This window comes from Sutcliffiella horikoshii, from assembly GCF_020524325.1.
Taxonomy (GTDB): domain Bacteria; phylum Bacillota; class Bacilli; order Bacillales; family Bacillaceae_I; genus Sutcliffiella_A; species Sutcliffiella_A horikoshii_D.
This window is the reverse complement of the sequence record NZ_JAIVKY010000009.1, coordinates 198,618-212,084: the sequence shown is the minus strand read 5'-3', so window position 1 is coordinate 212,084 and position 13,467 is coordinate 198,618. Positions and strand designations below refer to the sequence as shown.

Annotated in this window: 14 protein-coding genes; 13 read left to right on the top strand and 1 reads right to left on the bottom strand. The window is 41.0% G+C overall.

The window, feature by feature from the left end:
- The 5 genes from LC091_RS15595 to LC091_RS15575 all read left to right on the top strand — a co-directional run bounded on the left by LC091_RS15595 (position 1) and on the right by LC091_RS15575 (position 4,232).
- Positions 1-999: an ABC transporter ATP-binding protein gene (locus LC091_RS15595; RefSeq protein WP_226682952.1), complete on the top strand. Its 999-nt coding sequence runs from the start codon at positions 1-3 to the stop codon at positions 997-999.
- Between the two features lie 13 nt (positions 1,000-1,012).
- Positions 1,013-2,203, top strand: coding sequence for a M20 family metallopeptidase (locus LC091_RS15590; RefSeq protein ID WP_226682951.1), 1,191 nt, complete (start codon positions 1,013-1,015; stop codon positions 2,201-2,203).
- A 74-nt stretch (positions 2,204-2,277) separates the two neighbouring features.
- Complete coding sequence (locus tag LC091_RS15585) at positions 2,278-3,102, top strand: creatininase family protein (protein WP_226682950.1); 825 nt, start codon at positions 2,278-2,280, stop codon at positions 3,100-3,102.
- A gap of 165 nt (positions 3,103-3,267) precedes the next feature.
- Complete coding sequence (locus LC091_RS15580; protein WP_226682949.1) at positions 3,268-3,558, top strand: DUF6407 family protein; 291 nt, start codon at positions 3,268-3,270, stop codon at positions 3,556-3,558.
- 173 nt (positions 3,559-3,731) lie between these two features.
- A complete protein-coding gene (locus LC091_RS15575; protein WP_226682948.1) occupies positions 3,732-4,232 on the top strand; it encodes a hypothetical protein in 501 nt (166 codons plus the stop codon).
- A gap of 40 nt (positions 4,233-4,272) precedes the next feature.
- Here LC091_RS15575 and LC091_RS15570 read toward each other — a convergent pair whose 3' ends face one another.
- On the bottom strand, positions 4,273-5,109 hold the full coding sequence (locus LC091_RS15570; protein WP_226682947.1) for an LSm family protein: 837 nt from the start codon (positions 5,107-5,109) through the stop codon (positions 4,273-4,275).
- A gap of 210 nt (positions 5,110-5,319) precedes the next feature.
- On the opposite strand from LC091_RS15570, the gene LC091_RS15565 reads away from it, so the two are divergent.
- The 8 genes from LC091_RS15565 (at position 5,320) to LC091_RS15530 (ending at position 13,281) form a co-directional block, all read left to right on the top strand.
- Positions 5,320-5,736: a hypothetical protein gene (locus tag LC091_RS15565; RefSeq protein ID WP_226682946.1), complete on the top strand. Its 417-nt coding sequence runs from the start codon at positions 5,320-5,322 to the stop codon at positions 5,734-5,736.
- Positions 5,737-5,786: 50 nt separating this feature from the next.
- Positions 5,787-6,251, top strand: a complete 465-nt coding sequence (locus LC091_RS15560; protein WP_226682945.1) for a hypothetical protein — start codon at positions 5,787-5,789, stop codon at positions 6,249-6,251.
- A gap of 29 nt (positions 6,252-6,280) precedes the next feature.
- Positions 6,281-7,081 carry a hypothetical protein gene (locus LC091_RS15555; protein ID WP_226682944.1) on the top strand — a complete coding sequence of 267 codons (801 nt, stop codon included), beginning with the start codon at positions 6,281-6,283 and terminating at the stop codon, positions 7,079-7,081.
- A gap of 14 nt (positions 7,082-7,095) precedes the next feature.
- Entirely contained in the window at positions 7,096-7,443 is a 348-nt protein-coding gene (locus LC091_RS15550) for a hypothetical protein (protein WP_226682943.1), read from the top strand.
- Positions 7,444-7,466: 23 nt separating this feature from the next.
- Positions 7,467-7,775, top strand: coding sequence for a hypothetical protein (locus LC091_RS15545; RefSeq protein WP_226682942.1), 309 nt, complete (start codon positions 7,467-7,469; stop codon positions 7,773-7,775).
- A 15-nt stretch (positions 7,776-7,790) separates the two neighbouring features.
- Positions 7,791-11,462: a multicopper oxidase domain-containing protein gene (locus LC091_RS15540; protein WP_226682941.1), complete on the top strand. Its 3,672-nt coding sequence runs from the start codon at positions 7,791-7,793 to the stop codon at positions 11,460-11,462.
- A 13-nt stretch (positions 11,463-11,475) separates the two neighbouring features.
- The gene (locus tag LC091_RS15535) at positions 11,476-12,063 is read left to right on the top strand and encodes an SCO family protein (protein ID WP_226682940.1); all 588 of its coding nucleotides are present in this window, start codon (positions 11,476-11,478) and stop codon (positions 12,061-12,063) included.
- A 249-nt stretch (positions 12,064-12,312) separates the two neighbouring features.
- Positions 12,313-13,281 carry a tRNA dihydrouridine synthase gene (locus LC091_RS15530; protein WP_226682939.1) on the top strand — a complete coding sequence of 323 codons (969 nt, stop codon included), beginning with the start codon at positions 12,313-12,315 and terminating at the stop codon, positions 13,279-13,281.
- The last annotated feature ends 186 nt before the right edge of the window (positions 13,282-13,467 follow it).

Here is a 13,467-nt window from a genome sequence, read left to right as displayed (position 1 = left end):
ATGAAAAGTCTCATTAAAACAAAAGATTTGCGCGTCCACTTCGACTTACAGACTGGCTTTTTAAAAGGGCTTTTCTCAAAGGAAAAAAAACGCGTCAAAGCGGTGGACGGCATTGATATTGATATCAATAAAGGAGAGATCCTGTCGCTCGTTGGTGAAAGTGGCAGCGGGAAAACGACAACAGGAAAAGCAATCCTGCAATTGCTTGAGAATGTGGAAGGGGACATCACCTACGACGGTAAGCCGATCTTGCAAAAGGATAAGAAGCAGATCCAAGCATTCCGGCAAAAAGCCCAGATGATTTTCCAGGATCCATATGAGTCACTGAACTCCAAGTTTCTGATCATTGACATTGTGGCAGAACCGTTAGAAATCAATGGTCTTATCAAAAGTGAACAACAAAAGAAGGAAAAGGTCAAAGAAGCGTTAGAGTGGGCCGGATTAAGACCAGCGGAGCAATATTTGTATCGTTATCCTCATGAACTAAGCGGCGGCCAGCGCCAACGGGTCGTCATTGCAGCGGCCCTGATTTTGAATCCTGAATTTATCGTGGCGGATGAGCCGGTGTCAATGCTGGATGTTTCGGTCCGAGCAGATATTTTACGACTAATGGTGGATCTCCGTGATAAAAAAGGCATCTCTTACTTGTTTATCACCCATGATATCTCGCTTGCTTGGTTGATTTCTGACCGGATCGCCATCATGTATTTAGGAAAAATCGTCGAGATTGGTGATGTTGATAAAGTGATTTCCGCAAGCCTCCATCCGTACACGAAGGCATTGATCAATGTCATGCCAAAACCAACCGTGGCCGGGGAAAAACGGAAGCGAATGATTCTAAAAGGAGAAACACCCAATCCAAGCAATGTCCCAAGTGGATGCCGGTTCCATACTAGATGTCCCTTTGCCGAGGAAAAATGCAAAGCAGAGGAACCACCACTAGTGGAATACAGCGAGAACCATTTTGCAGCCTGTCATTTTGCAGAAGAGCTTAACTAAGGAGTGAATGTTTGTGTCAAAAGAACAAATCGATGCCATCCTAGAACGGGAAAAAGAAGGCTTAGCCGCATTAAGTACCTATATCCAGCAAAACCCGGAGCTAGGAGGAGAGGAGTATAAATCCTCTAAAGTCCTATGTGATTATTTAGAGGAAAAAGGCTTCACGGTTCAACGAGGAGTGGGACCTTTCGAAACAGCGTTTATTGCCAACAAGAAAAAGGGAGAAGGCGGTCCCCATATCGCATTCTGCGCAGAATATGATGCCCTTCCAGATGTGGGCCATGCGTGTGGGCACCATCTTATCGGTGTCGCCAGTGTCGCAGCGGGATTAGCTCTTGCACAGATGGAGATTGATGAGGCGTTCGAAGTATCCGTAATAGGCACACACGATGAAGAAGGTGTCGGTGGGAAAATCGATCTCATCAACGAAGGTGCCTTTGAAGGTGTGGATGTCGCGATGATGTTCCACCCAGGCTACTCCACAATTATCGATGTAAAATCATTGGCGTTTCACAGCTATGACTTTATCTTCCACGGAAAAAATGCGCACGCAGCTTCTGAACCATGGGAAGGGAAGAACGCACTGGATGGTGTGATTCAGCTGTTTAACGGGGTGAGCGCCTTACGCCAACACATAAAACCAGATGTACGTATCCACGGCATTATTAAGGAAGGCGGAAAAGCAACGAACATCATCCCCCATCGCGCGGTGGCAGAATTCTGTGTTCGTTCCATTGATAATGACTATTTAGAAGAAGTCTGTGCGCAGGTCATGGACATTGCAAAAGGTGCCGCCCTTATGAGTGGGACAGAGGTGGAAATCAACGAAATTGGTCACCCTTATGCCGCGATGGTGAGCAATCAAACACTAGTTGGGCTGTACCAGGAAAGTCTCGATGAATTTGACTATGTCGATCTATCCAAACATCATGAAGGAATGGGCTCGATCGATATGGGCAATGTGAGTCTGAAGGTGCCATCGATCCATCCAGTTTTATCCTTAACGGACCAACTTGTCCCAGGCCACACAAAGGAATTTGCTGATATGTGCAATACTCCTCTCGCCTATGACACGATGTTGCTGGCCGGAAAAACAATGGCCCACACCTGTTGGAAGGTCATTCAAAGCAAGGAGCTGCAACAAAAAATAAAAGAAGAGTTCAGAAAGTCAGTGATGGGAGACGGAACACGTATTCCAAATTAATTAACGTCCCAAATAATAAAAGAATACAAGCGATACAAAAGCGAAAAAAATAAGGAAAGAAGGGGTTTATCTACATGACAAAAAAACATCTTTTTGGGGAAATGACGTGGCCAGAGGTAAAGGAAGCGGTAAAACAAGAACGCGTAGCGGTTGTCCCCGTTGCGATGATTGAAGAGCACGGCCACCACCTACCTATTGATACCGACCTCGTCCTAGCATCGGAAATCTGCTACCGCGCTGGTGCGAAATCACCGGAAAATATGGTGATCATTCCACCAATTAACCATGGCTATGCCCCTCACCAAATGGACTTTCCAGGCGTTATTTCCATCAGCAGCGAAACGTTCATCAATTATGTAGTGGATGTCTGCAATAGCCTTGCACATCAAGGCTTTAAAAAAATCTTACTTATGAATGGCCATGGCAGTAATGTGTCACTCCTAAAAGTAGCTGCAAGACAGACAATGCTTCATTATCCAGATGTTCAATGTACCTCCATCTCCCATTGGGACTTCGAGCCCGTCGTCCAGCTAACCGAACAAATCCGCGACTCAGAAAGCCCTGGAGGCATCAACCATGCCTGTGAGCTTGAAACCTCGATGTACCTCGCCATCAAAGAAGACCTTGTCCAAATGGAGAAAGCAGTCCGCGACATCGACAAATACCAAATGTCCAAATACTTCTGGCTAGATCTCGTGGGAAAAGGCGAAGGAAGACCCGTTGTCATGGTCCCTCACTGGAGCTCTATTTCGGAAACGGGAACGCTGGGTGACCCAACACAGGCGACGAGGGAAAAAGGAGAGAAATTAATGAGCGCAGCGGTAGAGGGATTGTTGGAGTTTGTGCAGATTTTTAGAGATAGAGAGGGGAATCACCCTAGGGTTAATCATCATTTGTGAGAAAGGAGAGGGGGAACGAATCCCTACCATCGTATAATCGGTCTTGGCTTTACTGGCTTTATATCATAATATATAAAGGGTGAGGAAACGGATATTTTCTGTCATACCATGCATGTTGAGTGCCCTATACAAGACGTGTGTGAATTCACCATAAGGAGCATGTGTATGAGCACAAGTTTAAAAGACTTTGTACAAAGTACAGTGAAAGCTATAGAGCACTTTGATCAGAACAATATAGACTGCATCAAAAATGTAGTAAGAGAAGCCATTAACTTTTATAAACTAAATTCTTATGAAGAAGTTGAAGAAACGAATGAAGGTACCAGGAGATATTTATATATACACTCTATGATGGAGGAAAATCTTCTATCTAAGGTTGTGGAACTCTCTGTAGGAACCGATAGAGACTTATATTTAGAAGAAGTCTATCAAAGTTTTGTCATAAGGCAATATTAGGTAGAAATAACGGTACATTACAGCACTTTTTTGAGCCGCTGTAGTGTGCTTTTTTGTTGTCTCACAAAATGTCCCAGATATTACTGTCTGGAAGCACCTTATCCTACTTATTTTTTAGAGAACCACGCTCCAGTTAACTTCATATGTTACTGTAACTGGAAAGGAGGGTGGAAATGTATTTTAAACAAGTAGTGAAGATGGATTATTCTACAAATAGTATGAATACAGCAAAGTTTAAATTTGTTTCTGAAAAATATGATTTAACTCCCACTTGCCTTATGGAAGGGAAAATCCATCAAGTTGGTATTGATTATGTGAATATACTTTTGGACAATAATGACCTTGTTACCATACTGACGGATCGTATTTCAAAGATTGTCTGGCTAGATCCCAATTATACTGGTATCTGCAGGAAGTGCCACCATCATAAGTGTCGCTGTGTAAAATTAAACAGAGGGTATGACGAAAATTTTGAACTGGATGAACATTGTGAGGATTGTGGAAATAATCCGGACGATTGTTTCCCTAAATGCACATGTTATTGTGACTTTGCTATACCATTCTGTGATGACAAGTTTAAATTAAGACTTGCTGGGTTAACTCATGGAGTAAACTGGGAGTTATTCCGTCATATAGGCTGTAGAGTCAAGCTTGAGATTAAAGCTGAAGAATAATGTAAAAAAAGGAATTCCCCTTTGTTGGGGGATTCCTTTTCTAGTGTGGACGGATAAAGTGACATTCAAATAGTTTGTTCGTCAGTGCTTCCTGTTCAATTTCGATGGTTTGAATTTTATCAAAATTAATTCCTTGTTTTTTCCCATCCATACTTATTTCTATCTTTCGTTTATCAGTAGATATTAAAATCCCCTCCACTTCCTTTTGCTCATCCATCTGCTTTACATATACTAAGCATCCAACGTAACTTTCAAGGAATAGCCATAGTTCAATGCCGTAGAAAAGGTTGAGTAAAAAAGGGCTTTTTGAAACAACTTCACTAAAATGAAGCGTGATACATCTTCGCAGGCATAAGGAGATATCAAGTAATTCTTGGTCTTTCATAAAGTTTTCATCATTTTCTAACTGATTAATCCATACAATTCTTTCGAAAGGGATTAGCAACAAATTGCCGACGTTGGTTTGTAAAATCAGGAAGTTAACTCCTGCATCCACTATTGCACCTTTTAATGGTGTAGTTTCTTCTTCTTCGCATGAAACAGTCACACTGACATAACTCATTCGAAGTCCTCGAAGGTATGCCTGAAAAGCTCTTAAGTTTTCTTCATCTCTTTCCAAACCAAGAGCTAACAGGAGTTGATTAGCCTCTTGAATACACTCCTGCAATTCTTCTAATTCCTCAGGTTGCAGGGAACTGTTTGGGGAAGGGAATTTAGGTTGGGGAATCCTGTCGGGACATTTATATGGTGTACAAAAAAGACTGTCATCGTGATCGGCTGGAACACAATCAGGACATGTAAACCGACTAGATTCCTTCCTTTTCCAGTCAGAATGATGCCAGCACTTTTGTGGTTTTGCACGCTTAATTGTAGCCACACTCCTTTTCTAGTATATAGACCTAGTATATGGGAGCGATAAAATTTGGAATGGGCGTTTATAACTGAAAATTTGAAATTAGAACCAGGAACCATGAAACCTATTGGGATTTCCACACCAGAAAATGTAAAATTTATTGAGGTGTGCATACAAGAAGAAAATTCTACATATTTGTAAAATATATGGGGCGAAATATGAGGTGAATGGTTGGTGATAGAACATCTAGGATTATTATTCTATATAAATATCATGATTTCAATATTAGCCTATATTTACGTATTAAGGATTCGAAAGCTTATTGGTTTTCAACTTGGCATGAACTTATCCACAATGCTAGGCGGATTTTTAGCCATCATTTCGGGTGTTGTATTAATCTATCAATTTCCATTGATGTATGTGTGGATTACCATTATTACGACTTTTATTGGCATGATTTTTGGAGCATTAATTGGCGGGTTATTTGATTATCAGACACTTTTAACTGGTTATGTGAATGGCATGATGATGGGGATCATGGCACCAATGGTGGGGGCTGCAGCAAAGGGAGATCCTTTATTTCTTCTATTTTTAGAGGGTATCTTTGTTTTTTCTCTCCTTTTGTTCGTCTTATCCACTAGACAAACATAATGTAAGCCTGCTTTCTTTGAAAAGCAATCTTTTAGTAAAGAGGGAGTCAGATGACTTTTTTTCTTGTTGGCATAATTGTATTACATGTCTTGATTGGGTTAACCATCTATAAGATTCTGTATAGCAAAAGAAAACTATTTAGCGATCGTTTTGGCATGGTTATGGCCATGAGTTGCAGTGGTATCTTAAGTTTAGTGTTGGCCATGTTGTTTCATTTTCTTCTCCCAATTCAGCTTTCCTTCATCCTTTTTCTCACTTCCATAGTAGGAGGGACTATTGGTGTATTACTAGGTGCACTCGTTAACTTTCAATCTCTTTTATCGGGTTTTACACATGGAGTAATAGGGAGCATTATGGGGACAATGTTGGGTGCTGTTATTCAAAATCCTTCGTTATGTAGTCTACCACTCTCCGATACGATGAGTCTCGAGCAAAGTATCGTTACCTTTAGCCTGTTCGTAACAAGTCTAGTAGTACTAACCATAAGTTTAGTTTTCTACTCGCTACGAGTGTAAGGAAATATTTCCATACAGGAGATGTGATTGTGGAAAAAATAAACCAAGAAAACAAGAGGAAGATATTCTTAGATGATTATAGAAAAAATCTGATGGAGAAACGCCAACAAGAAATGATGAAAGAAGATATTATTAATGAGTTTAACGTGAAGAAGGGGCTTGGCAGCACATCTCCAACTTCAGGAGCAACAACGGAAGCAACTCGGCTCTTAATGGAGTATATAGATCGTGCGAACATGTTTACTATTTCTAAACATAATGAAGCCAGTGGCAAATTATTAACATATCGAAAATTTTTTAAGTCTAGAAGGAACCAACAGGTAGAGGTGTATTTTAAATGCGGTTCCAAGTCCATCTATAAAGAGGGTAAGGTTAGTGCCATTGGGCGTGATTTTGTAATGCTTACAAATTTAAGAGATAGAAATTGGATTCCATACAGGGTAATAAAGTCCGCAAATATTCCATATGGGATACCTAATTACTCCAATACCCACCAGCATTTCATTTTTGATAACAATTTAAGACAAAAACTGTTATTTCAATTTGGAGAAACTGTCTCCAGGCGTGATTTATTGAAGCAACAGTTTTTTGAAGAATCACTAATCACAAATTTAGAAACATGGAAAGAAACATGGGTAGTTATCTTTTTAGACGAAGGTTCCAGAAGGGTCGGAAAAATAAAAGAAATAAAAGATCAGCTTCTTAAGATGGAATTTTTGGGTAAGTCAATGGTCATTCCTGTAAAGGAGATTCAATACATAGAGACGATAAGGGCTCTAACTGTCATTTCTGAAATATGGAAATCACTATCTAGTACTAGAAGGACATAAAGGAGGTTCTATAAATGTCTCATGAAAATCATGAAATAAAAGATAGCAAACACACAGAAGCAAGTGAACAAAAAAAAGTAAGGGTAGATCGATTATTAAAGGAGTTACAGGATTTAAAGGGAGAGGATATTCTCCTCGTGACAGAGTCTGACCAACTAAACCTTTTTGGTCAAACATTCAGGCCTGTCTTTACTGGAACCATATTTGACGTTCAACAAGGACACATAACACTTTATCCAGTTATCATCAAAATAGTGAATGCTCCATTCTTTGAGTTTCCAACACCACTAAGCTTTCCACTAGAAAAAATAGCACACTTTACTCCAAACTTTGACCCAAGACAACGCTTTCCATTAACGTAAATTCTTTCATAAGGGGGATTCTTATGACACATGCAGAGGATGAAAATTGGATTCAATCTCCTTCCATAAATGATCTTCATGATGAAGGGGTAATTCAGAATTTCAGAGATGGGATTGGTAAAAAAGCATTTATACTGACACCTTCTTTTCCATTTGTATTTATTGGTAAGGTTGCAGAGGTGATTGAAGATTATGTGTTACTAGATACACAAGTTACAACAATAGGTGAGTTAGAGAATCGTAATTGGTTTATTCACGTCCATAGTATTGAAACTTACTATATAGAAACAAAAGGATTACCAAGGATCCCGAAACTGATGGAAGACTTTTAACAAAGGGGGAAACGGATGAAAAGGCGCTATCATGTCGTTGCCATCCCAATCAGAATTGTTCTGAATAACTTTGGTGATTATGCTCCCGATGGAATGATGTACGTATTAAAAGAAAATGAAAAAAAAGTAAAAGAATTAGTCAAAAAAAATCCCTTCACCCCGGTAGATTTAGTAGAGCCGTTATGTATTCGAGCCAATAATGGGGACACGGTGGAAATATTATTTGAAAATCAAATTCGTTATGCTGCAGGGATGCACTTTTTGGAAGCGGACTACAATGTACTAAACTCAGATGGAGCAAACGTTGGTTTTAATCCAAGTACACTTGCCGAGCCAGGGGAGAAAATACTATATCGTATTACGGTAAATCATGAGGGGGTGTACTACTTCCATGATTTAGGTAACCCTGAGAGTAGTGATGAGGGGACAAATATTAATGGATTATTCGGGTGCTTATTTGTGCAACGCCGAGGATCATGGTGGACCGACCCTGTTACTGGAGGAAAGATAAATAGCGGATTATATGCGGATGTCCATCACCCTTTTGCTCCATCCTTCCGGGAATATGCCTGGATATTTCATGATGAAATGTCCACTTTAGATATGACAGGGAACAAGCCGCTCGATCCTGTTACAAATCAAGAAAGAGAGTCAACACATGCAATCAACTATCGATATGAGCCTATACAAAATCGAAGGAAACTGCTAGAGGAAGGGGTTGTTTGCCCTGATTGTGATGGAGAAGAAGTTCATCATGACTCATGGGTATTTGGTGACCCAGCCACTCCTATCCTGAGAGGCTATAAGGGAGATCCTGTAAAGATAAGATTGGTTCACGGTGGAGTGAAGGAAACGCATGTTTTCCATTATCATGTACATCAGTGGTTTAAAGACACTCACAATACAGATTCAGATGTCATTGATTCTATAGCGGTAAGCCCTCAAACTTGGTATACAATAGAACCTCTTTATGGACTAGGTTCGTTGCAGGAGGCAATGGGGGATGTCATCATACATTGTCATCTCTATCCTCATTTTGCAGTAGGAATGTGGGGGATGAATCGAATCTTTGACACTCTTCAGGACGGAAGTCAATGCTATCCGAATGGACTCCCGATTAAAGCATTGCAGCCTTTACCTGACAGGCCCTGTCCACCAAGGCCAACAAAGGAACGTCCTGGCTTTCCAAATTTCATTCCTGGAAAAGTTGGTTGTAAGGCACCAAGGCCCCCACTAGGCATTATAGGTGGTAGAGATATGACGGAGCTAGAACGGAATGCGGCAGTCCCTTTTGCTAGGCCTGGAGCTGTGTTTGCTGACCCTTGTGCCATTGTAGAAAATCCAGTAGTTCAAGAGTTTAATATTTCTTTGATTGAATGTCCATTAGTTTATAATCGACAGGGCTGGAACGACCCTAAAGGGAGAATATACGTGCTTGATGAAGATGTAGACGATGTATTATCAGGCAAGAAAGAACCAGAACCGCTAATCATTCATATGAATGCCGGAACGTGTATTCGTGTGAATTTTACAAACCGTCTTCCTGAAGTTGCTGGTGGAGATGCCTTCCAGTTAGTAACAAGAACCTATGAAACTGGCATTCATGTTCACTTCGTAAAATTTGACGTGCTTGTCTGTGATGGAGGAAATGTAGGGTGGAATTATGATTCCAGTGTCCTGTCTGGAGAGACGATACGTTATGAATATTTTGCAGATGTTGAATTAAAGGCTTGGTTCTTCCATGATCATTTATTTGCCAACTATCATCAGCAGCATGGGGTATTTGGTTCAGGAGTCATTCATGCCAGATTTTCTGAAATTTTAGATTCCCAAACAGGAAAAGAGGTTAACAGCGGTACTCAAGTAACCGTTACGCATCCATTAATACCTGATTACCGGGATATTGCCTTAATGGTTCAAGACTTCACCTTTTTATATGATAAAGATGGATGCCCATTAAATCCTCCAAAATTCCCAGGGTCTGAAGATGATCCAGGTTTATATGGAGTGAACTATAAGAACGAACCATTGCAATTTCGTTTAGGGAAGGATGATGATCCTGCTTATTCGTTCAGCTCTTTTGTAAAAGGGGACCCGGTGACACCTATCCTACATTGTTATGAAGGAGACCCTATAAGAGTAAGATTATTACAAGGTGCACATGAAGAATCACACAGCTTTAATATACACGGACTTCGTTGGAAGTCAGATCGCCCGGATGTGGAAACTAGCTTTAATGCTCAACAACATATTGGGATTTCAGAATCGTTCACATTTGAAATGGATGTACCAAGATCAGGAGACTATCTATGGACGTTTGAAACGGAGGAGGACTTGTGGAATGGATTGTGGGGACTAATACGAGCATTTGATGAAGAGGTAGATTTCTTAATCCCGCTCCCAGATCGAGAGAGGCCACCCAAACGAAAACAACCACTCCCTGAATGCAATGGAAAACCACCAGCTCCAGCTAAAAAAGTGGAGCCAATTGGACCGAAAGATGCCCCGGTAAAACGGTTTGATGTGGTGGCGTTTCATACACCGATTATATATAGCAAATGGGGAGAGAAAGATCCATTTGGAATTGTCTTTTCCCTAAAAGAAGATATGGATGATATATTATGTGGAAGAAAAAATCCAAAACCTTTGATACTAAGGGCAAATCAAGGCGATATTGTGGAAGTGACATTAACTAGTTTCCTAAAGTTTGATCAATTTCCGTTTCCAGATGGTATATGGCCATATCCACCTGTAAAGGAGCAGGCTTTTTATCCCCCTTCCATCAGGATATCGTTACACCCCCAATTGATTCAATATGATGTGAAAACATCATCAGGGGAAACAGTAGGCTTCAATCCAGATCAAACGGTAGGACCCGGCGAAACCATAACATACAAGTGGTATGTGGATGTAGAAGTAGGCTCCTGTGGTATGTGGGATATGGCGGATATCCGCAATCACCGTTCATTAGGGACATTTGGGGCATTCATTGCCGAACCCCGAGGAACGCAATTCCTCCACCCCAAAACATTAAAGCCAGTCCTAACAGCAGATAACGTCGTACTAGTGAATCCCTTTTTACCAGAAACGAGAGAATTTGTCTTAGTCATGTATGATGGAGCTCGATTAGTTGATAGAAAAGGGACACTTATCGTAGATCCTGTAGATGGAATTATTGGAGGAGTTGACCCAGAAGAGGCAGAAGACTTAGTGGATACGTATGATAATGGGTCAAGAGGATTTAATTATCGTACAGAACGATTATTAAATCGGTTCAAAAAACATCCTGTCTTGAAGGACTTGTTCAGCTCAAAAGTGCATGGAGATCCATCTACTCCCGTATTTGAAGCATATACCGGAGAACCGATTACAATTCGGCTAGTCAATCCTTCCGAGCGTAGGCGCAGCCATGGGTTTCACTTGCATGGACACTATTGGAACACTGATGATAAAGACCTCTCGTCAGAAATTCGTTCCTTGGAGGGGAGAATTGTAGCTGGTTTTACTGGTGACTTTAAAGTGAATTATGGCGCAGGAAGTTTCTATAACTTACCAGGAGACTATATGTACCGTTCTGGAAACATTCGCTGGGATATCGAGCAAGGAATGTGGGGAATCCTTCGTGTCCATAAAAATAGACAAAAAAACTTACGGCCTATCAAAAAGGTCACCGGTAAAGATTATTAAGGTGTGGATTTAAATGACAAAAAAAGCATGGTTGTTGTTTCTTCCTTTTAGTATTATTGGATTCTTAGTGATATACTTTTTTTGGCCAAAATACGAAAAGCTCCCGGTTTTGGGGAGTGTATCCGACTTTCAATTACAAGATGTCCAAGGGAGTACGTATCAATTAAACAACAAAAAAGTAAAGGTTATCACTTTTTTTTATACCCGCTGTCCTGATATTTGCCCCATGACAATCGTTGATTTAACAAAGCTTCAAGTCGAGCTTCAAAACGAGGGAGTATTTGGTGAAAAGGTGGAGATTGTAGCCATCTCCCTTGATCCGGAGCAGGATACACAAGAATCTATTCTTAGGTACTCGCAGGCATTTAACACTGATCCTAAAGGGTGGAAGTGGTTGAGAGGGACCATAGTTGAGACAAAAGAAATTGCAAACCGTTTTAACATGCAATACCAAAAGCTTGAAGGTGATTTCTTCTCCCACTCCACCACCATGTACCTTCTCGATGATAAAAACCAGATACGCGCACTATATGACATGGCCAATGCCAATGATCCACTGGATACAACTCAAATACTAGAAGATATCTCATTTTTATACTGAGTGGGTTTTAGGGACAGGAACCTTGATCCAGAATTGCCTCATCAGATTCATCAGGCAGACAAAACGACTCTACATCTTATGTGTTGAGTCGTTTTTGTTTTTAATAAAAGAAGTTATAATGGTATTTTCTTATATATCCAATTTCTAGTGTTTGAAAATTAGTTAGGAAGCATGTTATAAAGTTATAAGTGTAAAATTTTTGAACGGGTAGGAGAAGTTGCATTACTAACGAGAGGATTTGAGCTTGATATGATAGAAAATTTTTGGCGTGATTTACCGAAGCCGTTTTTTGTGTTGGCGCCGATGGAAGATGTAACGGATGTAGTTTTCCGCACGGTGGTAAGGAAAGCGGGGCGCCCAGATGTGTTTTTTACAGAGTTTACAAATTCTGACAGCTATTGTCATCCAGAAGGAAAAGACAGCGTGCGCGGGCGTTTACTTTTTACAGAAGAGGAACAGCCTATGGTGGCGCATATTTGGGGCGATAATCCTGAGTATTTCCGTCAAATGAGTATCGGGATGGCGGAGCTTGGATTTAAGGGGATCGACATAAACATGGGTTGTCCTGTACCGAATGTGGCGACAAGAGGAAAAGGGAGCGGCCTTATCCAGCGTCCAGATGTTGCGGCAGAACTGATCCAGGCTGCAAAAGCGGGTGGCTTGCCAGTCAGCGTGAAAACTCGACTTGGTTTTACAGAAGTAGACGAGTGGAAGGAATGGTTGAAGCATATTTTAGAGCAGGATATTGCCAACCTATCCATTCACTTGCGTACGCGAAAAGAAATGAGCGAAGTCGATGCGCATTGGGAGCTGATTCCGGAAATTAAGGAAATGCGTGACCGCATTGCGCCGGATACGTTGCTAACCATTAATGGAGATATCCCTAACCGTCAAGTTGGGCAGGAGCTTGCCGAGAAATATGGCATAGACGGCGTGATGATTGGACGAGGTATCTTCAAAAATCCATTTGCTTTCGAAAAAGAACCGAAAGAGCACACCAGCAAGGAGTATCTAGATCTCCTAAGGTTGCAACTGGATCTTCAAGATCATTATGCGGAAATCGTACCGCGCAACATGTCTAAGCTTCACCGCTTTTTCAAAATCTATGTCAAAGGCTTCCGTGGAGCTGGAGAACTGAGAAACCAACTCATGAACACGAAATCAACTGACGAAGTGCGGGCATTGCTGGATGCTTTTGAGAAAGAAAATGAGTTGTAGGCACAGCTACTGTGACCGACTATACAATAAATAGATAAAGTGAAAAGCCGAGAATTACTTGCTATTCTCGGCTTTCTTGTGTCTGTGTACAGGTCGGCGTGCCTGGGCTCATGACTTCCCATAATACATATTCCACCTCTTATCCGTAATATAAATATAGAAGGTATAGAGGGAGGAGGAACCAAT